Below are 18,109 nucleotides of genomic sequence, written 5' to 3' on the forward strand. Positions count from 1 at the left end.
GGGATCTACGACGATTTTGGTTTTCTAGAAAGATGTGTGTACACCGTAGCCCCGCACGCGAGGGAGTTAATCTGATGTTATATGACTATAAAACGCTATCTTAGCCCTGCAATTGATTACAAGGCTAATATAGTAGAAGTTTTATTTATCTCACTTTTTCAAAACTACATTGAAAGAATTTAAATACCCAGTAATGGTTTTAGCTAGTGTCTTCTGCTGTTTTTTTGTAGTTATTGCCATTACTTGATATAGTCTTCCTTCGGCAAGATACATTCTACTTATAGTAATTTTCCCTCCAGAATTGATGTACTCAATTTCTTTGCCGGGATGATTATTGTAACTACGAATGTTTCGTTGACTAATTAAATTACTTTTCGTAGTCTTTAAAGCCATATCCCGTGCATTATTAAGTACAGCTTGAGGATCCGCCATTTGACCGTAACTATAAGGGAAATCATTGTAAGCAACTATGTATGCTACTTGCTGTTTTGGTGGTTGAGCGATAAATATTTCTAGGTTAATTTCCCCCATATAAGTTTTTTGGTATTCGGTGTTTCTGCTGGGGCTTCCCGGCATCAAAATTGTAAAACGTCCATCTGGAGCGGTGAATAACTTCCATTGTGGCTGCACGGGTTGAGAAACCTTTGGTTTGACAACAGCTACCGGAGATTTGGGTTGACGCGCTTCCACAAGAACAGAGCCACCACAGATAAAGGTGGCGGCTATTAGTGGCAACAGACTTTTAACTGTCATATTTTTTGCCCTTTGAGATGCCGATCTCACTGATGATGCCAGCTGTTATAACCTAGCAGCACATAAAGCAGCACCAATTAGGCCGACTTGTGAGTTGAGGATAATATACACGGGGATCTCTTCGAGGAGGCGGCGCATTCTACCTTTTTGGGTGAAATTTAATAAGAAACCGCTGTTTTGGATTAAAGGCAGGATTTTAGGCGCAATTCCACCAGCAATGTATAAGCCACCGTAAGGTAGAAGTTTCAGGGCAAGATTGCCGGCTTCTGCACCGTAAGCTTCTATAAATAATTGCAAAGTTTGTTCCGAGAGGCGATCGCGTTTTTCTAGTGCAGCCGTACCAATGACAGCACCGGGATCGACACTTTTCTCTTCTTGTCCAGCTTCTTGTTCCCAAGTTCTCACAACTTGGGCGATATCTGGTGATTCGGCAGCAAATTTGCGATCGCGCAGAAATTGGTAAATTGCTACAATACCCATTCCAGAAACTACGCGTTCTACAGAAATGCGCTGGATATCATGTTTACCCAACAGGTATTTCAACAGTTGAAACTCGATTTCGTTGCGAGGGGCAAAGTCAGCGTGTCCACCTTCTGAAGAAAAAACTTGATAGTCGTTTCCCTGTCTAATTAAAAATCCTTGGCCTAAACCAGTACCAGCACCAATAATTGCAATCGGGGCTTCGGGTTGAGATTTGCCAACTTGCAACGTCAGCAAGTCTTGTTTTTCTAAACCTAAAATGCCGTAGCCAACGGCGGCGAAGTCGTTAATCAAAGAAATGTGCGGGATACCCAATTCTTCTTGTAGACGTTCGGTATCTAGGAACCAGACTAAATTGGTCAGTTTGGCAGTATTTTTGACAATGGGGCCTGCGATCGCAAAACAAGCCTTTTCTGGTATGGGTGTATTAGCTTTGGCCAAAAACTGCTGCACTATAGGTACTAAATCAGAAAAATCAGCACTGTGGTAACTTTCCTGATAAATAGTATGTAAAGCTGGTGAATCTGATGTTTCAACCAATCGCAGAATAGTTTTCGTCCCGCCGATGTCTCCTGCTAGTAACAAAGTCATAGAATTTATTCGTGAATTAATTACTTTTTTTGTAGGATATACCCAACGTAGCAGAAGGCATGAACGCAAATCTCTATCAGAGGTTTAAGCAAATCGAATAACTTCTTCTATGTGGGTTAAATGGGAAGTATCTCCCGTTAGTTCCAATAACCATTCTGGTTCCTGGCGTACCACTTTTACCAAAGAACACAAAGAAGCCTTAACTTCTGTTTTGGCAATGTCCCCTACTAGCCCCATTGCTCCGCCTAACACAGATGCACCATGCGCCACTAGCAGTATATCCTCTGGGAAGAACTCAGTAGCTAAACATCTAGCAGTTTGCCCAGAACGTTCTCGCACTTTTTCGTGGGTTTCAGGAAATTTGGCGGCGATACGCGAGGTATAGCTGGTGTCAATTCTGGGGAATAACTTCGCTAAAGCTGGAGTTGAGAGTCTTTCGGGTTCTTCCGTCATCCAAACTGGGTTTAGCCATTCACTCAAACCTGTTTCGAGTTTAATCGGCAAGTTGAGCATTTCTGCAACTGCATTTGCTGTTTGTACGGTTCGCAGAAAAGGAGAAGCGAAAATATGTCCAATCTTTTCTTTTTTCAATCGTCTAGCTAACTGCTGTGCCTGAAGCATACCATCATCAGACAAGGGTGGATCGTAGCGTCGTTCGGCGGTGAGAAACCAATCGGGGTTTACAAAATCGAGGCGGTTAGCGTGTCTTGCTATCCAGACTATTTGACTCATAAGTTTAATCATTCCGGTGAATAGAATTCGCCGCTAAACAAATATATAGATATCTGCAAGGAGGCCTGCAAATATTAATATAGGACAAAAATCGTAATAATATTTAATAATACTAGTGATTAGGAAAAGTTATAAGTGTTGTCAATGTAGCTTTTCTTAAAGCCTTTTTAGCCAAATCTCTAAAGCAATATCGACTAGCTCATTCAAAGTTTTTCGAGATTTAATAGCATTTTGATACTCTTGATGTCGTCTTTTATCTTCGTTGATGTATTCCGTTTCACTCACTTCCTTGCTACCGATTTTGTACCTTATACCTCCTGAATGACTCCATAAGATTTTCATTTCAACTTCTTTTTGACGTTGTTTTTCAGTTTTGCTAATTGATTTTGTGCGGATTCCTTTTGGTACATGGCCTTCAATTAAAGTATAATTTTCCCAATCTGTCCAAATTTTCATTCTGCCAATCTTTTTACCATCAGAATAGTTTAAAGGCAACCATAAAAATAATACTGGCTGTCCCTTACTATCGGAACAAATTTCAGCACAAAAACAACTTGTCGGTTTTCCATATTTAATGCTTCCAGGCATAGAAAATTCTTGCATACGTCTATCAAACATAAGAATTTTATGCCGGATATGGATTAACTTTTCTTGTTGCTGAGGATTACAGAAACTTAAAATTTTATTAAGTGCTTTTGGTTGCTGAGGAAGATCCTCAATGGAAATATTATTTTCTTGATAAAAAATTTCTAACTCTAAAATTTTTTGATTATTAATATCTATTAAATGTAGATAAAATCTTTCATCATCTGTCAAAACTTCAAAGCGTAAAAATTGAATAGATAGACAATTATACTTTTTATCTATAAAATTATCTCTATGAAATCTGGCTGTAATAGCTGTTAAACCAATAGGTTGTCCATAATCAACCTCTTCCTGGAAGGGTTTATTCTCAAGTAAAGCTTCATAATACCGAGTTAGTTGCTGAACAATATATCTGTCTTCACCATTTTTCAATTCCAGTACTACTAACTGTTTCTTCTCACCCAACGCTAAGATATCGCAAATTTGACCATTAACATAATATTGTCGCTTTAGTGGTATTAATCCGAAAAGTTCATTTAAATTAGCCCAGACAAAATCTTCTAAATCAGCTTCAGTCGCAAATTTCCAACTATTACCCGTTTTTATTAAATTCACGAAATCCATTATCTCGCTTTAACTTGAGTAAATTACCTACCTTTAGTATTCCCAAAGCTAGATATTAATTTATATAATTGCTTATAACTTCAACCATCCAAATAGTTGCCCTACAGTTAATTGAAAACCGCTAACTAAATCGGGAACTGGTAATATTTCATGTTCTTCTTGTAAAAGTTCTGGTTGCTGCTTTGGTGGATAGACTAAAACAGAGCGATCGCCTGGATCAATTAACCAACCTAAACGACTACCATGTTTTAAACAATGTAGTATATTTCCGGTTACTTTAGTCTGGCTTTGATCGGGTGAAAGAATCTCAATTGTCCAGTCTGGATGCGTGTGAAAAACATTAGCCACCTCTCCCCGTTCATCTAAGGGAATCCGTTCCCAAGCAAATACAGCTACATCAGGGACAATTGAACGTCCGCCAAAAGTACATCGCAATTCTGGAAAAGCTAGGGCAATCTTTCGACTTTCAACTACTTCATTGATCCCTGTGACTAACTTCCCCTGTAATTTACTATGTTTTCCTTGTGGCATAGGCTTTTGAATAATTTGACCGTTAATGTATTCTGAGCTAGGCTTTGTTTCTGGTAGTTTCAAAAACTCTTCTAAACTTAGGGGTTTAGTTGGTGATTTTACCATCTGCTTGTACTTCCTAATTTTTTACATACAACAATCATGTATCGTTTAAAATTTTAACTGGGTAAGCACGAATTGCATCATCGACAGTCACAATAGTAAGGTCATGCTGCAAAGCTTGACAAATTAGCATTCGGTCAAACGGATCGCGATGGATATTAGGAAGCTTGCTAAGTTGTACAACACTATCCTCTGTTAAAGGAAGACTATTAATCAAATGCCGCTCACGCTGTATCGGCAGATAAATCTCAGGTGATTGAGGTAAAGGTAATTTGCCTAATTGATACTTAACGGTTGCTTCCCAAATAGAAATTATACTTAGATATACATCATTATCAGTATTACGAATAATCTCTATAAACGTATTAGACAAACGGCGATCGCTACTAATAAACTAGAGAAAAATATGGGTATCTAGTAGGAGTTTCATTTACCCTCAAACTCACTTATAATATTGTCTGGCAGTGGTTCATCAAAATCATCGGGTACAATAAACTCTCCTGCACAGAGTCCGAATGGTCTAGAGAGTTCAGGTGATTTTACCGTCGGTTTAATTTCAGCAATTGGCTTTCCACCACGTATAATTATAAGAGTTTCCCCAGCTTCAACGCGCTGAAGGTAGCCTAATAAGTCACGTTTTATTTCATCGACATTAATCCAGTCCATAAGAAATTCATTGGATTATTACTCTACTATAATCATCACCCTAAATAAGCTTTTTTCACTCGCTTATCACTAATCAGTTCTGTTGCTGTACCTGTTAAATAATTTATTTGCGAAACTCATCCCAAAGTTCAAAGAACTTATGAAATGCTTCTACCTCAGATTGAGTTGAATTGATGATGAATAAATACCAACCTATAGCGTTACCCATGTGATAATTTTTGCGTAACCATTTATCAAACTTTTCTTCTAGATCGCAATTTAGTTGCTCTACTTCAGGGATATTGTGTTCAACAACTGCTATATTATAACCAAGTAGCAAAGCCTGTAGCGCAGTTAAAGATTTCTTACCTAGATACAGACCAGGACGCAAACGCACTTTATTAAGGAAATCTTCAAATGTTGAACCCTTAAATAATGTAAACATCAATATAGTATTTACCCTAAATAAGCTTTTTTAACTCGTTCATCACTAATTAATTCTGATGCTGCACCTGTTAAAGTTATAGAACCAGCCTCTAAAACATAACCGCGATCGGCAATTTGCAGCGCCAGATTTGCGTTTTGTTCAACTAACAAAATAGTCACGCCTGTAGCCCGGAGATTTTCAATAATTGAGAAGATTTCCCGGACGATCGCAGGTGCTAAACCTAAGCTAGGCTCATCTAAAAGTAAGAGTTGTGGTTTACTCATTACAGCACGAGCGATCGCTAACATTTGTTGTTCGCCACCGCTGAGAGTTCCTGCTAGTTGATTGCGTCTTTGTGATAAACGCGGAAATAGCTCAAATTGGCGCTGAATATCTGCTTTGATCTCGGCTTGATTGGAGCGAATATAAGCACCCAAAAGTAAATTATCAAATACTGTTTGCCGCGCTAATACTCTGCGTCCTTCTGGACAATGGGCGATACCAAGTTGTACAACTTCGTGAGTTTGGCGGCGGGTAATATTATGTCCATTATAGATAATTACGCCACTCTTAGGATTAACTACTTTAGATATGGCACGGAGTGTAGTCGTTTTTCCAGCACCATTAGCACCAATTAGAGTAACTACCTCGCCTTTTTGAATAATTAAATTAATCTTTTTTAAAGCTTGAATACCGCCATAATTAACATCAAGTTCTTGAACTTCTAAAATTGTATAGTTTGGCTTACTATCGGCATTCATTGGCGGTTTACATCCAGAAATGTTGATTCAAAATCTAAGATACATCAATCATACATTTCTTAAAACAGTGCGTAGACATTGCTTCAACTTAAAAACCAACGCCAGAATACTGCAATCTTTATGATGTACTATTAATTACTGACAAAGATATCAAGCATCCTGTGGCAAAAGCAGCAGATATTGGTAGCAAACGACTAATTAATTTAGCTCCCGATGCATGGGTACAGTGGGTAACACAGCGTCCTGAAGTCGTGGCGAAAGAAATTCTCGGCTCTGAATTTCAGTGGATTAGCCGCGAAACGGATGTGTTGGTGAAGGCATACAGTGCTACTCACGGCGATTTTCTCGTACTCAACGAACTACAACTGCGTTACACGGCACAGATGCCTTTACGGATGAGAGCCTATGCTGCCTTGGCACAAGAACGCTACCGATTGCCAACTTACCCAGTACTGGTTAACATCTTACCGCCCCCATCCACCTTAACGATTGTCAGTAGTTACGAGCAGGAATTTTTGGGATTACGTGCCATCCAAGATTATCGCGTGATTAATTTGTGGGAAATCGATGCTGAGATAGTGTTTCAGCAACCGCTACCATCGTTGTTACCCTTTGTGCCAATCCTGCGAGGAGGGGGAGAGGTATCAGTTGTGCAACGCGCATTACAGGCGCTACGAGCAGATGTACAGTTGAACCAATTAGAATCATTGCTGGCATTTTTTGCTAGCTTTGTGTTAGACACGCCTTTAGTTCAACAAATCATGAGGTGGGATATGGCAGTATTGCGAGAATCGCCTTGGTATCAAGAAATTGAGCAAAGAGGTATTCAGCAAGGTGTTCAACAGGGTGCGCGACAGCAGTTAATCCGAGTATTGCGACGACGCTTTGGTGAAATTCCTCATGAAGTGGAAGCAAGGCTTGAGGGTGAAAGTGTGGAAAAATTAGAAACTTTAATGGATAGCGCGATCGCAGTGAGTTCTTTAGACGAATTTGTGGTAATTTTGTCTACGTAAATTCATTCATTTCCTAAATAAGCTTCAATTACAGCCGGATCATTTCTGACTACAGATGGTTCACCCAAGGCAATTAATTGACCAAAATCTAATACAGCAATGCGATCGCACAAACCCATAACTAATGGTACATGGTGTTCTATAAGAACTATTGTCAACTTGAAGCGATCGCGCAAGCTACGGATAAATTCACTCAATTGCTGCTTCTCGTTGGGATTCATTCCCGCCGCCGGTTCGTCGAGAAGTAAAATTTGCGGTTGTAATGCCAAAGCGCGGGCAATTTCTAGCCGTCGCTGATCGCCGTAAGCAAAGTTTTTGGCTTTTTCGTCAGCGCGATCGCTCAATCCCACCAAATCTAATAAATCTAAAGCTTTTTGCTTAGTTTTTAATTCTTCACGAGGCGCTGGTGGTAATCCTAAAACACCTGTAATCATATTACTTTTGGTGTGTAAATGTCGGGCGATTATCACATTTTCTAACGCCGATAATTCCCCAAATAAGCGGATATTTTGAAAGGTACGGGCGATACCTAAAGCAGCAATTTGATGAGGACGCAGTTGAGAAACTTCTGCACCTTGATAAATTAATTTACCGCTAGAAGGTGGAATAAAGGCAGTAATCAAATTAAACAATGTTGTTTTGCCAGCACCATTAGGGCCAATCAATCCAAAAATCTCATGTTTATTTACACTAAAAGATACATTATTTACCGCCACTAAACCACCAAAGCGGCGAGTTAATGCTCTTGCTTCTAAGACAATATTGCTGTTAGCTGCTGGAATACTATGTGACATTTTTGCATATTATTATGAATTATAAGACTTACACAATCACTCTCTGAAACTATTATTCCTTCTTTGCGGTTCGTTTTTTTCTTTGAAAAATATCTGGAGTAATTAGCCCTTGGGGAAAAAAGATTGTACCTATTACTATTAGTAAGCCAAAAATAATTAATCTACCATCTCGCAAAAACTGTGCTAACCAGTTAGGTAAACCACCAGTATCAGCTAGGCTTCGCAGAATCTCTGGTAAAGCTGTAAATACCATACCTCCAATTACTGGGCCTAAAAAAGTTCTTGAACCACCAATTAAAACAAAAGTTAAATATATAATGCTGGCATCAAAAGTACCTTGACGAGCATTCCAGGTATTGAGGAAGTGAGCGCTAATTGCACCTACAACCCCTGCAAGCATAGCCCCTAATGTAAACGCCAAAACTTTGTAATAAGTCGGATCGATTCCCATTGCACCCGCAGCTAATTCATCTTCGCGGATCGCGATAAAAGCCCTGCCGACGCGGATACGTTCTAAACGATAAAGTAGCACCATACTAATTAATAGTAAAGGCAGAACAATCCATAAATATTCAAGTTGTGTTTGGAAAGGTTGAGGAATACCAAAAATCCCAACAGCACCGCCTGTAATATCTAAATTGAGAGAGATGACGCGCAGAACTTCCACAAAAGCAATAGTTGCGATCGCTAAATAAATTCCTCGCAATCTCAATGCTGGAATTCCGACTAAGATACCCAATAAGCCAGAAATTACACCAGCAATTAACATCTCCAATAACAACAAGTGAATTGGAAATAAACTACTGCTAGATGTCAAAACTTTTGTGGATAAAATTGCTGCAATATACCCACCTAAAGCATAAAATCCTGGGCTAGCTAAAGACAATTGTCCTGTCATTAGCGGTAAGTAAAGCGATAACCCTAATAGCGCCCCCAATACCATAGAGACAATCAAAGAAGCGTAAGTAGCGAAGAAATCAGCCATTTTATTTAATATATTTTGATTAAGTTTAATCAAACTATCGCTTTTATCAACTCTTAAGCTGTTAATATTTGCCCTGCTGTCAGCGCCAGTTCAGGAAAAGTTATCGATCCAATTCGTTCTGAACCTCTAAAATGTGTGCATTGGTATTTACCCTCATCATCTAATAGAAAAACAAACACAGCCGGAACTTTTGGATTTCCCAAATACTCTCTTAGCCCAATTGCTAAATAATCCACAATCCAATATTCTGTAATACCTAAGCGTTGATATTCATCTAATTTATCAATGTAGTCATCTTCCCAATTAGTTGATGTCACTTCTACAGCTAATTGGATAGGTTCTTCAAGTGCAGCATAAGCAGAACAATTTGAGCGCCATTTATCTTTATCTATGACACTTACATCAGGCTTGCGCCCTTGCTCTATGCCATTGGCAGTTATAGTTTTAAAGACTGCTGTGTTTTTTACTACGTAATTAAGATTTAGACGTTTAATTTCATCTTTGAAAGAGTCAGCCGTAAAGTCAGCGACATCATCATGATTTCTGGTTGCACGCACTTCTACAATTTCTTCATCCACAAGTTCATATAAACCTGACTCTGGACAATGTTCTAAAAATTGGTCAAAACGTAACTTTTGTTTGGTATATGTTTTCATAGCGCTACGTCTCTTTAAACTTTCTGAATAAACCGCCGTCCTAGCAAACCTTGAGGTCTAACTAATAGCATGATAAACAAAATTGCAAACGCTACTGCATCTTTATATCCAGAATAATCAGCAGGGACAAACGCCTCTACTAATCCAATTAACAAACCTCCCAACACTGCACCGGGAATACTACCTAAACCACCTAAGACAATTACCGCTAAACCCCGTAAACCAAAAGCAATGCCGAAATATGGCCCTGCAATACTAACACTAGAGGCAACTAAAGTTCCTGCTAATCCTGCTAAAAAACTGCTGATGAAGAATGTTAGGATAATAAAGCGATCGCTATTAATTCCTAACAAACTAGCTGTAGTTGGATCTTCTGCGATCGCTTGCATTGCCTTACCATATTTAGTTCGATTGATAAAATAGGTAAGAATTGCCACAATTACAACTGACACAGTAAAAATTACCACCTGAACACTGCGAATCGGAATTGGGTTTTCTGGACTACCAAAGTTAATCGCAGGCGGCAAATTACCGTAAGTATTTGCGGGGTATGTGTAACTTTCCGCGCCTATTAAATACTGGATTAAATTCACAATTACCACTGCTACCCCCAAGCTGGAAACAACAGTTAGCAAAGGATCGGAGCCTTGACGCCGCAAAGGTTGAAAAGCAACGCGTTCCATCACTACCCCTACCAATCCCGCCAAGGTGCTTCCTAAAATCAAGGCTATAGCAAATGGTAATTTTATCGGCAAGACTGCATTAGCCAGCAAGCCATTAAATCCAAAGTTCCCACCCATAAGTGCATAAGTGAAATATGCACCCAAGGTAAAAATCGCCCCATGAGCTAAATTAATAATGCCCAAAATAGAATAAACCAAGGTATATCCCAAGGCAAAAATCGCATAGACGCTGCCAATGGACAACCCATTTAATAATTGCTGCAAAAAGATATTGATATTCATGGAGCAACTATTTTAGAAATGTGAATTTACCTTGACTTCCGTCTTTTTCCATTTTGATTTGAGCAACATAGAAATCTTTTTGCACAACTTCACCTGTGGGAGTAAAACCAATTTCACCTAATGGTGTATTGTATGCTCCTTCAAGTATTTGTTTGTTTAACTGCGTCCGTAATTCTGATAGCTGTAGTTTGTTGATTTTGCTCTTTTTATCTAAAGATTGCAGTGCTTCGACATAAACTTGCACTGCTGCAAAAGCTTGGGCGCTAAATTGGGGTGGTTCTTTTTTATATTCTTCAATATAAGCTTTACGAAACGCTGCGTTAATTTCACCTGGATGTTCTGGACTGTAGGCTTGAGCAATCAATACGCCATCACAAAGTGCTTTACAAACTGGCAATAAATTTGATGTATTTAGACCATTTCCACCGACAATTAAGCCTTTATAACCTAGTTCACGCAATTGCCTAACTAAATTACCGCCATCAGCAGCCAATCCAGAAATAATTACCAAATCTGGTTTGAGATTAATTGCATTGGTAGCTTGGCTTTGAAAATCTGTATCACTGGTTTGGAATTTTTGGACTGTAACCAATTCCAGCCCTTGATCCTTAACTGTTTGCTGAAAGATTTCCGTTTCTGACTTGCTAAATGCATCATTTTGGGCGTAGAAAACTGCAACTTTTTTAAGTTGAGGATTTTGCTTCAGTGCAGCTTTCACCGAATTAGGTGCAACGATGGAAACTGGTGCAGAAACACGAGCAACGTAATCACCAATTTCAGGAATATTTTTAGCAGTATTTGATGGCCCAATAATTGGTACTTTTGCCCGTTCGCCAATCGGATCGGCACTAAAGGCTTGCTGTGACAAAGTTGGCCCGACAATTCCAATAACTTTATCTTTATTAATTAGAGTTTGAAAAGCGTTAATTGCTCCTGCTTCATCACCGCTAGTATCTTGAAAAACTAATTTAATTGGTGTGCCATTAACACCACCTTTACTATTGAAATACTTCTGGGCAAGTTTGGCTCCAGCGACTTGCTCTTGACCCAGTAATGCCACATTGCTAGTTTGGGCAACACCAATACCGATGGGAATACCACCTGATAATGTACCTGTTGTTGCTGGGGTATTGGTTGCAGTGTTATTTGGGGTACTATTTGGAGTATTAGTGGGAGAATTTGTGACTGTATTAGTGCCACCACCACAGCCTGTTAGTAGCAAAGCGCAAGTTGATAATAATGCTGTTGTCCGAGCGATCGCGTTGTTCATCGTTAGATAATCATCTAGTTATGAGATATTCGGCAAGAGTTAATAGTAAAGCTTATAATCTGCAAACAAAATGATGCAGATTTACACTTTTGCACGAATTCTATTAAATCATTCTTATTTCACCATGCAAAGAGAAATATTCAAAGTGCTTGTAAATACAAATTATTATAATTAGTAATGATTTTATCATTCCCTGGTTCTACTGCTATGAAGTCGCTGGAAAATTATCCGCGTCAGAGCGTCTGTGTTAACCAGGTAATTTTAGGTCGGTTGAGTATTAAGTAAGCAATCTTAAGTGCTTTTTTCATTACCAGTTAATTCTCTAGGTTCGTAGTGACGGCAACCGTTACATGGGCCTTCAGGATTGATCGCACAGCGGATGTAACCAGACCGAGCATTAAACTTGCAGCTGATATCGCCAATTAAATAACCCACGCCTTCTAAATAATAGCGATCGCCTGACACAGGTCTGACGTTGTGCCGTCCCTGTACCACTGGAAAATTCATGGCTGCTTGCCTCATCCGCAAGCGCGATCGCTGGGTTCTACGGATCATCCACAGGGAAAACAGGGACGGTAAAAAACCAACGGCAATCACTAAAAGTGTCTTTAACACCTTCTTTTTACCTCTTCTGGGCGCTGATTGATTGTCCCTGATGTTACACTCTGGTTTTACGGAAGTGCAAATATTAGGGCGGCTTTGTTTCTTTGTCGCCAACTATGGTTGCAAAGAAATAATGGCAGTGTGGTATCTAACAATTTTGAAGAATAAGTTCCTTCTGCCACTTCAATCAGCATAACTGTTACAACCTCAAGGGTGAGATGCCGTTGAATGTTGATAATTTTAAGATTTGTTGACTAACACCTTTTTGAACAAGCATTTTGTGTCAGCCTCAGCCCCATTCTTGTTTTTTGTCGGCTGCAATGCTAATCTTTTTTTGGTTTGCTGACGAAGTTGCTGTGCTAACTGTGTGGCTTCCCTTTCGGCTCGGAATAAATCAACTCTTCGCGTCGTCAGAATAAATGAGTTGTCAGGCTTTCGTTTCACCCAAGGAACGCTAACTGTAAAATACTGACAAATATTTTTGCATGACACCTGATTTAGAACTGGGTAGCTTTTTTGAGTATTCAGGGTGTTAGCGATCGCTTTCAACTCGAATATCGCTGCTTCTAACTCTCCTGCCATCCGATTGATACGTTCAACTTGTGTAATCAAACGCTCCCCTTCGCTGATGATTTTTTCCTTTTGGGGTCGCAGTGGCACTATCGCAGTAGTTACAGATTTAGGCTGCAACAACGAAACTTTCCGCAAAATGGGCTTTTTGTCCGTGTCTTGGATTTTTTTCATACCACCTCAAACAAGGCTAGCTGACTTGTAAGGCATTTTAGCAGTAAATAGTACTTTTGTACTAAAATAATTTACCTTGAACATCAGCGAATTTTAAAGTCCCTCTCCCAAGCTCTACGGTGTACACACAAGTCGAATTACCCCCCTTAATCCCCCCGATATATTGAGGGAAACCGGAAATCCAGTTCCCTCCCCTTTATAAGGCAGGGCTGTTTCATTCCCTAAAAGACTCTGATTTACAAGCGTTTCAAGCAAAAAAGTCAGGTGACTAAAAAATCTGATTGGGCAATAAAATCGCGATCGCACTTAAATTTACTCGTTGAGGTGGTAGCTTTTCTTTTCCCCAATCAAGCAAATTTCTGACTCATACTCTTGACAAAATCTTTAAGAGATCGAATGAAACAGCCCTGCTTTATAAGGGGAGGTTAGGGTGGGGTAAAACCCAGATTCATCAGGTATTTCAGACTTGTGTATACACCGTGTAAGCTTGGGAGAGGGATTTAGGGTGAAAGCTCATTGATTCATGCCAGAAGTCTATTATGATGAAGCGAGAATAATGCAGCCAACTGAGCTTCACTGTGGAAATATCCAGACTCATCAACACTGATAATATTGTTAATTAGAGTTAGCGATCGTTAATTACTTTATGAAAATAAGAATATACGAAATAGCTGATACTAAAGAAATTATGAAATTGTTCTACGACACTATTCATGAAGTGAATATTCACGATTACACACAAGAACAAGTAGCTGCTTGGGCACCAGCAAACATGGATATTGAAGTTTGGATTAAAAGTTTAGGAAGTAAGTTTACTTATGTAGCAGAAGAACAAGATAAAATTATTGGTTTTGGAGAATTAGAGGCTAATGGTCATATTGACCGTTTCTATTGTCATAAAGATTTTCAAAGGAAAGGTGTTGGGAAGAAAATCTTAGAACAGATTGAATTAAAAGCAAACTCTTTAGGGGTGGAAAAGCTATTTACAGAAGCCAGTATTACAGCTAAACCTTTTTTTGAGAGTCAGGGATTTATTGTTATCAAAAAGCAAGAAGTAGAGCGTAGAGGGCAAAAACTGATAAATTTTGTCATGGAAAAACACTTCAAAAATTGCTAAATTCATCGGATTACAGCAATTAAAAAAAAGTTGTTATAGCTTATGGTTTGTAACCTACAGCCAGCACCACAGAAGCGGGAATTTCCACACCATTTTCTGTGACATACTTTGAGGCTCCCTCGATAATTGCGTTTTCAATATTGCGCCGTTGCTCATCGCTTTGCATTGCCAACATCGACCCCAGACGCGCCGAACTTACAATAATTTTTGGCATCACATCTTCAGGTGTAGAGAAAGTCCACTTGATGGGCAGTTCTGCGACAGACACCTGAGTGAATCCCTGAGTGCTTAAAACCATTTCGCATTCAGTGGGGTCGCCAAAGCGAAACAGGGGTGGCCCAGAAGGTAGATCCACATCCATGCTGCCATAAGTCTGCACCGAACCCAGTATCAGAGCCATAAACGGATTGCGCGTTGGTGGTGTCCAACAGGTGAAAGCATAGCGCCCTCCCGGTTTGAGTACGCGAAAGGATTCAGCGATCGCTTTTTCTGGGTTTGGGAAATGGAGGATACCCAAGCTACAAACCACCGCCTCAAACTGGCCCGACTCGAAAGTTAGGTTCTCAGCATCCCCTTGATGGAATGATCCTTGAGGACATCGCACTCTGGCAATGGCCACCATCTTCTCTGCAAAGTCTAATCCTGTGACTATAGCCTGCCGCTGTAGTGCTGCGGCACTAAGCCAGCCAGTTCCGCAAGCCACATCCAGCAATCGAATACCAGACTTAGCTTCGACGGCATCCAATATGGCTTCATCAACCTGAGAAGTCACAACAGCGATCGCGCGATCGTATTCTTGAGCTACAAGAGAAAATTTGTCGCGCTCAAATTGCTTGAATGCCTCGTGAGTAATGGTGGAATCATCTGTCATTGATTCACATCCAGCAACCGCGAAGTTTGTAAACGACTCATCCACTTCTCTAAATAAACTTGATTATTTTTTTGCTCATTTGGATCTTTAGTATCTAAAGGATGAGGCATCAGTCCCAAAATCGTTGCTGTCGTCACGCAAAACATCGATTTTTGGAAACTTATACAAATTTGGACTCGCAAATCATCTTCACCCCGAAGACTGCGACGATAAATTTCATGCAAATACTCTGGAAGATAATGACGCATATCTTGCATCAACAAGGTAGGAGGAATACCCGCGCCGCCGATGGGTAAAGGATCGGCATACAATGCGCCATATTGAAATCGACTTTGATCTGGGGGAATTTGATATCCTTGGGCATTGTATGAAACAGTACCGTGGAAAGGAGTTCCTCGGAAGAATACTGCTTCTACATAAGGTATTGCTGTATCTGCTAAGAAGGTCAAACCAACGCTTTTGGGAATGATTTCATAGACCTTACCTCGAATTTTGACAGCGTAGGTAATTGGGTTTGATGCATTTGCGACTAACCCTGCTTTAATGTGTTCTACAACTTGAGAAATCGATTTAATTTCGCCTCGGTCATAGCGGTCTGATAAATTGAGGAACATATCAGCCATGACTCGCCAGAATTGACCTAAACCGGTGTAATAAGCAGAGACACGCAACTGTTCTGTTAAGAAATCTGGAAACAGTTGGTTAATACCTAGAATTAAAGGATTATTTTTAAATTTTGCGTTAATAACGGCTTGCGCTCTTTCTTGAAATTCTTGTGTATCTAAATACGTATCTAGTCCGCCGCCACCGTGCCACATCATGGCTTTCATGCAATATTCAGCATATTCAAAATTGATTCGGTCATGCCACCAGTGACGGAGTAATTTTTGTAAAAAAACCTCTCCATTAAAGTATTTAAAAAATGGGAAAAATACTAAAAACTGATATTCAGCAATATAGTTAAGATTTTTTGAGTAAGCATCTAAAACTACCCCATAGCTTTTAAGAATACCCACCACTTCCAGCACATTTTCTGGACTATCGGGGAGTAATGCATCTCCTTTTTGTAGACGTTCAATATACTCAGCTAAGGGATTGTGAGTAGCTTTTTTTTTAATAGTTACCATTGCCATTTCTCCAAAAAGTTTAAGGATTGGGGCATTGGGCATTGGGCATTAGGAGTGCTGAGTTAGGAGTTAGGAGTTAGGAGTTTTGTTTACCCCCTTGTCCCCTTGTCCCCCTATCTCCCTCATCTCCCCATTCCCTATTCCCTATTCCCCATTGCTTTATCCAAGGACACTGCTAATACGACGTTTTGGGTATTTACCATTGCTGTAATTGTTGGTTCAGTCCAACGCACTAACCAACCAGGTTGAATGCCAAAAATCACAATCAGCACAGCTAAAATTGCAGCTGGGATGCGATCGCTCCAATACACACGTGGTAAGTTGGTAACTTGTGCAGATAAACGTCCAAAAAAGGCGCGGTTGACGAGAATTAAGAAGTAAACTGCTGTTAAACCAGTACCAAGCATACATAACAGGGTTTGCACTGGAAAAACTGGAAAACTTCCCCGATAAACTACGAATTCGGAAATAAACCCTAGCATTCCCGGTATACCAGCGCTGGCCATGACTCCGACAATCATCAAGCTACCGATTACTGGCATACCTCGTTCTGGGTTCAGTAATCCTTGAATAATTGCTAAATCACGGCTTCCGGCTTTTTTATACACAACCCCTACCAACAAAAACAGCATTGCCGAAATCAAACCGTGGCTAATCATTTGCATCACAGCACCCAATACACTTAAAGGTGTGGCCGCCGCCGCCGCTAAAAGCACATAACCCATGTGCCCAATGGAGCTGTATGCTACCATTTTTTTCATATCGGTTTGGGCGATCGCGCAAGATGAACCATACAGTACACTCACTACTGCCCAAGTCGCCAACCAAGGAGCTAGATAAGCCCAAGCTTCTGGTAACAAGTTCATGCCAAAGCGCAGTAAGCCGTAGGTTCCCAACTTCAACAGCACCCCAGCCAATAGCACGGAAATCGGTGTGGAAGCTTCAACGTGAGCATCTGGCAACCAAGTATGGAAGGGAACCAAGGGAATTTTAATTCCAAAACCGATCAAAATACCCGCTAGCAATAAAAGCTGTGTTCCTAGAGGTAAAGTTGTCGCGTTCAAGGTTGCTAGTGCAAAGTTAGAGGAACCACTCAGCCAAACCATACCGAGGAAACTTGCTAAAAGCAGGATTCCGGAAACGGCTGTATAAATAAGAAATTTAGTCGCAGCATAACCCCGTTTGGCGCCACCCCAAATGGCGATCAACAAATACAGTGGAATTAGTTCCAATTCGTAAAACAGGAAAAATAACAGTAAATCCTGTGCTAGAAAGGCTCCTGTCACCCCAGCGCTCAATAATAGGATTAAAGAGTAATAAAATTTAGGGCGCTGTAGCGATTCATCGCTGCTGTAGATGGCAATGGCAGTTAACAATCCATTTAAAACCAGCAATGGCAAAGATAAACCATCTATCCCAAGGTTATAGTTTAACCCTAAAGCATCTACCCAAGGGACAGACTCAGCAAACTGTTGAGTAATTTCTCCTGGATGGAATTGACTTACTAATACGATTGTCCACAAGAAAGCGATAATGGCAAAAACCAAAGCCACCCCACGGGCGAATTTTCCACTAATGCTTGAAGGGGAGAAACCAATTAAAGCTGCGCCGATTAACGGCACTAGAATTAAAACACTAAGCATAGACTTTAGGTAAGGGGAGCAGGGGAAGCAGGGGAGCAGGGGAGCAGGGGAGCAGGGGAGCAGGGGAGCAGGGGGAGAATAATAACTCCT

General features: G+C 40.2%; 21 protein-coding genes. 2 read left to right on the forward strand and 19 right to left on the reverse strand.

Features of this window, described 5'->3' with window-relative positions; all coding sequences use genetic code 11:
• Positions 1–150: 150 nt before the first annotated feature.
• From ACM0OX_RS00845 to ACM0OX_RS00885, 9 genes are all read right to left on the reverse strand, one after another.
• Positions 151–753, reverse strand: coding sequence for a hypothetical protein (locus ACM0OX_RS00845; RefSeq protein WP_414512278.1), 603 nt, complete (start codon positions 751–753; stop codon positions 151–153).
• Positions 754–798: 45 nt separating this feature from the next.
• Complete coding sequence (locus ACM0OX_RS00850; protein WP_414512280.1) at positions 799–1,824, reverse strand: glucokinase; 1,026 nt, start codon at positions 1,822–1,824, stop codon at positions 799–801.
• A gap of 84 nt (positions 1,825–1,908) precedes the next feature.
• Entirely contained in the window at positions 1,909–2,556 is a 648-nt protein-coding gene (locus ACM0OX_RS00855; RefSeq protein ID WP_414512282.1) for a histidine phosphatase family protein, read from the reverse strand.
• A 156-nt stretch (positions 2,557–2,712) separates the two neighbouring features.
• The gene (locus ACM0OX_RS00860; protein WP_414512284.1) at positions 2,713–3,756 is read right to left on the reverse strand and encodes an endonuclease NucS domain-containing protein; all 1,044 of its coding nucleotides are present in this window, start codon (positions 3,754–3,756) and stop codon (positions 2,713–2,715) included.
• Positions 3,757–3,837: 81 nt separating this feature from the next.
• Positions 3,838–4,401, reverse strand: a complete 564-nt coding sequence (locus tag ACM0OX_RS00865) for a Uma2 family endonuclease (RefSeq protein WP_414512286.1) — start codon at positions 4,399–4,401, stop codon at positions 3,838–3,840.
• Between the two features lie 34 nt (positions 4,402–4,435).
• Positions 4,436–4,771 carry a type II toxin-antitoxin system VapC family toxin gene (locus tag ACM0OX_RS00870; protein ID WP_414512288.1) on the reverse strand — a complete coding sequence of 112 codons (336 nt, stop codon included), beginning with the start codon at positions 4,769–4,771 and terminating at the stop codon, positions 4,436–4,438.
• A gap of 53 nt (positions 4,772–4,824) precedes the next feature.
• Positions 4,825–5,064, reverse strand: a complete 240-nt coding sequence (locus ACM0OX_RS00875) for a type II toxin-antitoxin system Phd/YefM family antitoxin (RefSeq protein ID WP_414512290.1) — start codon at positions 5,062–5,064, stop codon at positions 4,825–4,827.
• Positions 5,065–5,167: 103 nt separating this feature from the next.
• Positions 5,168–5,488: a hypothetical protein gene (locus ACM0OX_RS00880; RefSeq protein WP_414512292.1), complete on the reverse strand. Its 321-nt coding sequence runs from the start codon at positions 5,486–5,488 to the stop codon at positions 5,168–5,170.
• Between the two features lie 11 nt (positions 5,489–5,499).
• Positions 5,500–6,231, reverse strand: coding sequence for an ABC transporter ATP-binding protein (locus tag ACM0OX_RS00885; protein ID WP_414512294.1), 732 nt, complete (start codon positions 6,229–6,231; stop codon positions 5,500–5,502).
• A gap of 161 nt (positions 6,232–6,392) precedes the next feature.
• Between ACM0OX_RS00885 and ACM0OX_RS00890 the strand changes: the two genes are divergently transcribed.
• Positions 6,393–7,244 carry an Rpn family recombination-promoting nuclease/putative transposase gene (locus tag ACM0OX_RS00890; protein ID WP_414512296.1) on the forward strand — a complete coding sequence of 284 codons (852 nt, stop codon included), beginning with the start codon at positions 6,393–6,395 and terminating at the stop codon, positions 7,242–7,244.
• 2 nt (positions 7,245–7,246) lie between these two features.
• On the opposite strand, the gene ACM0OX_RS00895 is transcribed toward ACM0OX_RS00890, so the two are convergent.
• From ACM0OX_RS00895 to ACM0OX_RS00925, 7 genes are all read right to left on the reverse strand, one after another.
• Positions 7,247–8,038: an ABC transporter ATP-binding protein gene (locus ACM0OX_RS00895; RefSeq protein ID WP_414512298.1), complete on the reverse strand. Its 792-nt coding sequence runs from the start codon at positions 8,036–8,038 to the stop codon at positions 7,247–7,249.
• 52 nt (positions 8,039–8,090) lie between these two features.
• On the reverse strand, positions 8,091–9,023 hold the full coding sequence (locus ACM0OX_RS00900; RefSeq protein WP_414512300.1) for a branched-chain amino acid ABC transporter permease: 933 nt from the start codon (positions 9,021–9,023) through the stop codon (positions 8,091–8,093).
• Positions 9,024–9,076: 53 nt separating this feature from the next.
• Positions 9,077–9,679 carry a Uma2 family endonuclease gene (locus ACM0OX_RS00905; protein WP_414512302.1) on the reverse strand — a complete coding sequence of 201 codons (603 nt, stop codon included), beginning with the start codon at positions 9,677–9,679 and terminating at the stop codon, positions 9,077–9,079.
• 14 nt (positions 9,680–9,693) lie between these two features.
• A complete protein-coding gene (locus ACM0OX_RS00910; protein ID WP_414512304.1) occupies positions 9,694–10,644 on the reverse strand; it encodes a branched-chain amino acid ABC transporter permease in 951 nt (316 codons plus the stop codon).
• A gap of 7 nt (positions 10,645–10,651) precedes the next feature.
• Positions 10,652–11,914, reverse strand: a complete 1,263-nt coding sequence (locus tag ACM0OX_RS00915) for an ABC transporter substrate-binding protein (RefSeq protein WP_414512306.1) — start codon at positions 11,912–11,914, stop codon at positions 10,652–10,654.
• A 291-nt stretch (positions 11,915–12,205) separates the two neighbouring features.
• Positions 12,206–12,529, reverse strand: coding sequence for a DUF6464 family protein (locus ACM0OX_RS00920; RefSeq protein WP_335182658.1), 324 nt, complete (start codon positions 12,527–12,529; stop codon positions 12,206–12,208).
• Between the two features lie 228 nt (positions 12,530–12,757).
• Positions 12,758–13,261 carry a hypothetical protein gene (locus ACM0OX_RS00925; protein ID WP_414512308.1) on the reverse strand — a complete coding sequence of 168 codons (504 nt, stop codon included), beginning with the start codon at positions 13,259–13,261 and terminating at the stop codon, positions 12,758–12,760.
• Between the two features lie 646 nt (positions 13,262–13,907).
• Here ACM0OX_RS00925 and ACM0OX_RS00930 point away from each other — a divergent pair.
• Positions 13,908–14,378 carry a GNAT family N-acetyltransferase gene (locus tag ACM0OX_RS00930; RefSeq protein ID WP_414512310.1) on the forward strand — a complete coding sequence of 157 codons (471 nt, stop codon included), beginning with the start codon at positions 13,908–13,910 and terminating at the stop codon, positions 14,376–14,378.
• A gap of 40 nt (positions 14,379–14,418) precedes the next feature.
• Here the strand turns inward: ACM0OX_RS00930 and ACM0OX_RS00935 are convergent, their stop codons facing one another.
• The 3 genes from ACM0OX_RS00935 to ACM0OX_RS00945 form a co-directional block, all read right to left on the reverse strand.
• Positions 14,419–15,249: a class I SAM-dependent methyltransferase gene (locus ACM0OX_RS00935; RefSeq protein WP_414512312.1), complete on the reverse strand. Its 831-nt coding sequence runs from the start codon at positions 15,247–15,249 to the stop codon at positions 14,419–14,421.
• Positions 15,246–16,376: a CO2 hydration protein gene (locus ACM0OX_RS00940; RefSeq protein ID WP_414512314.1), complete on the reverse strand. Its 1,131-nt coding sequence runs from the start codon at positions 16,374–16,376 to the stop codon at positions 15,246–15,248. Before ACM0OX_RS00940 ends, ACM0OX_RS00935 begins: the two co-directional genes overlap by 4 nt.
• Before the next feature lie 137 nt (positions 16,377–16,513).
• Positions 16,514–18,019 carry an NADH-quinone oxidoreductase subunit M gene (locus ACM0OX_RS00945; RefSeq protein ID WP_414512316.1) on the reverse strand — a complete coding sequence of 502 codons (1,506 nt, stop codon included), beginning with the start codon at positions 18,017–18,019 and terminating at the stop codon, positions 16,514–16,516.
• Positions 18,020–18,109: the final 90 nt, after the last annotated feature.

Origin of the sequence: Nostoc sp. PCC 9305 (genome assembly GCF_963920915.1) — a bacterium.
GTDB lineage: Bacteria > Cyanobacteriota > Cyanobacteriia > Cyanobacteriales > Nostocaceae > Nostoc.

Excerpts from the sequence above, each read along its gene's own strand:
- ACM0OX_RS00910 (WP_414512304.1), bottom strand. The coding sequence starts at position 10,644 with ATGAATATCAATATCTTTTTGCAGCAATTATTAAATGGGTTGTCCATT.
- ACM0OX_RS00855 (WP_414512282.1), bottom strand. The coding sequence starts at position 2,556 with ATGAGTCAAATAGTCTGGATAGCAAGACACGCTAACCGCCTCGATTTT.
- ACM0OX_RS00875 (WP_414512290.1), bottom strand. The coding sequence starts at position 5,064 with ATGGACTGGATTAATGTCGATGAAATAAAACGTGACTTATTAGGCTAC.
- ACM0OX_RS00900 (WP_414512300.1), bottom strand. The coding sequence starts at position 9,023 with ATGGCTGATTTCTTCGCTACTTACGCTTCTTTGATTGTCTCTATGGTA.
- ACM0OX_RS00915 (WP_414512306.1), bottom strand. The coding sequence starts at position 11,914 with ATGAACAACGCGATCGCTCGGACAACAGCATTATTATCAACTTGCGCT.
- ACM0OX_RS00885 (WP_414512294.1), bottom strand. The coding sequence starts at position 6,231 with ATGAATGCCGATAGTAAGCCAAACTATACAATTTTAGAAGTTCAAGAA.
- ACM0OX_RS00895 (WP_414512298.1), bottom strand. The coding sequence starts at position 8,038 with ATGTCACATAGTATTCCAGCAGCTAACAGCAATATTGTCTTAGAAGCA.
- ACM0OX_RS00850 (WP_414512280.1), bottom strand. The coding sequence starts at position 1,824 with ATGACTTTGTTACTAGCAGGAGACATCGGCGGGACGAAAACTATTCTG.
- ACM0OX_RS00905 (WP_414512302.1), bottom strand. The coding sequence starts at position 9,679 with ATGAAAACATATACCAAACAAAAGTTACGTTTTGACCAATTTTTAGAA.
- ACM0OX_RS00940 (WP_414512314.1), bottom strand. The coding sequence starts at position 16,376 with ATGGTAACTATTAAAAAAAAAGCTACTCACAATCCCTTAGCTGAGTAT.
- ACM0OX_RS00935 (WP_414512312.1), bottom strand. The coding sequence starts at position 15,249 with ATGACAGATGATTCCACCATTACTCACGAGGCATTCAAGCAATTTGAG.
- ACM0OX_RS00925 (WP_414512308.1), bottom strand. The coding sequence starts at position 13,261 with ATGAAAAAAATCCAAGACACGGACAAAAAGCCCATTTTGCGGAAAGTT.
- ACM0OX_RS00945 (WP_414512316.1), bottom strand. The coding sequence starts at position 18,019 with ATGCTTAGTGTTTTAATTCTAGTGCCGTTAATCGGCGCAGCTTTAATT.
- ACM0OX_RS00930 (WP_414512310.1), top strand. The coding sequence starts at position 13,908 with ATGAAAATAAGAATATACGAAATAGCTGATACTAAAGAAATTATGAAA.
- ACM0OX_RS00845 (WP_414512278.1), bottom strand. The coding sequence starts at position 753 with ATGACAGTTAAAAGTCTGTTGCCACTAATAGCCGCCACCTTTATCTGT.
- ACM0OX_RS00880 (WP_414512292.1), bottom strand. The coding sequence starts at position 5,488 with ATGTTTACATTATTTAAGGGTTCAACATTTGAAGATTTCCTTAATAAA.
- ACM0OX_RS00865 (WP_414512286.1), bottom strand. The coding sequence starts at position 4,401 with ATGGTAAAATCACCAACTAAACCCCTAAGTTTAGAAGAGTTTTTGAAA.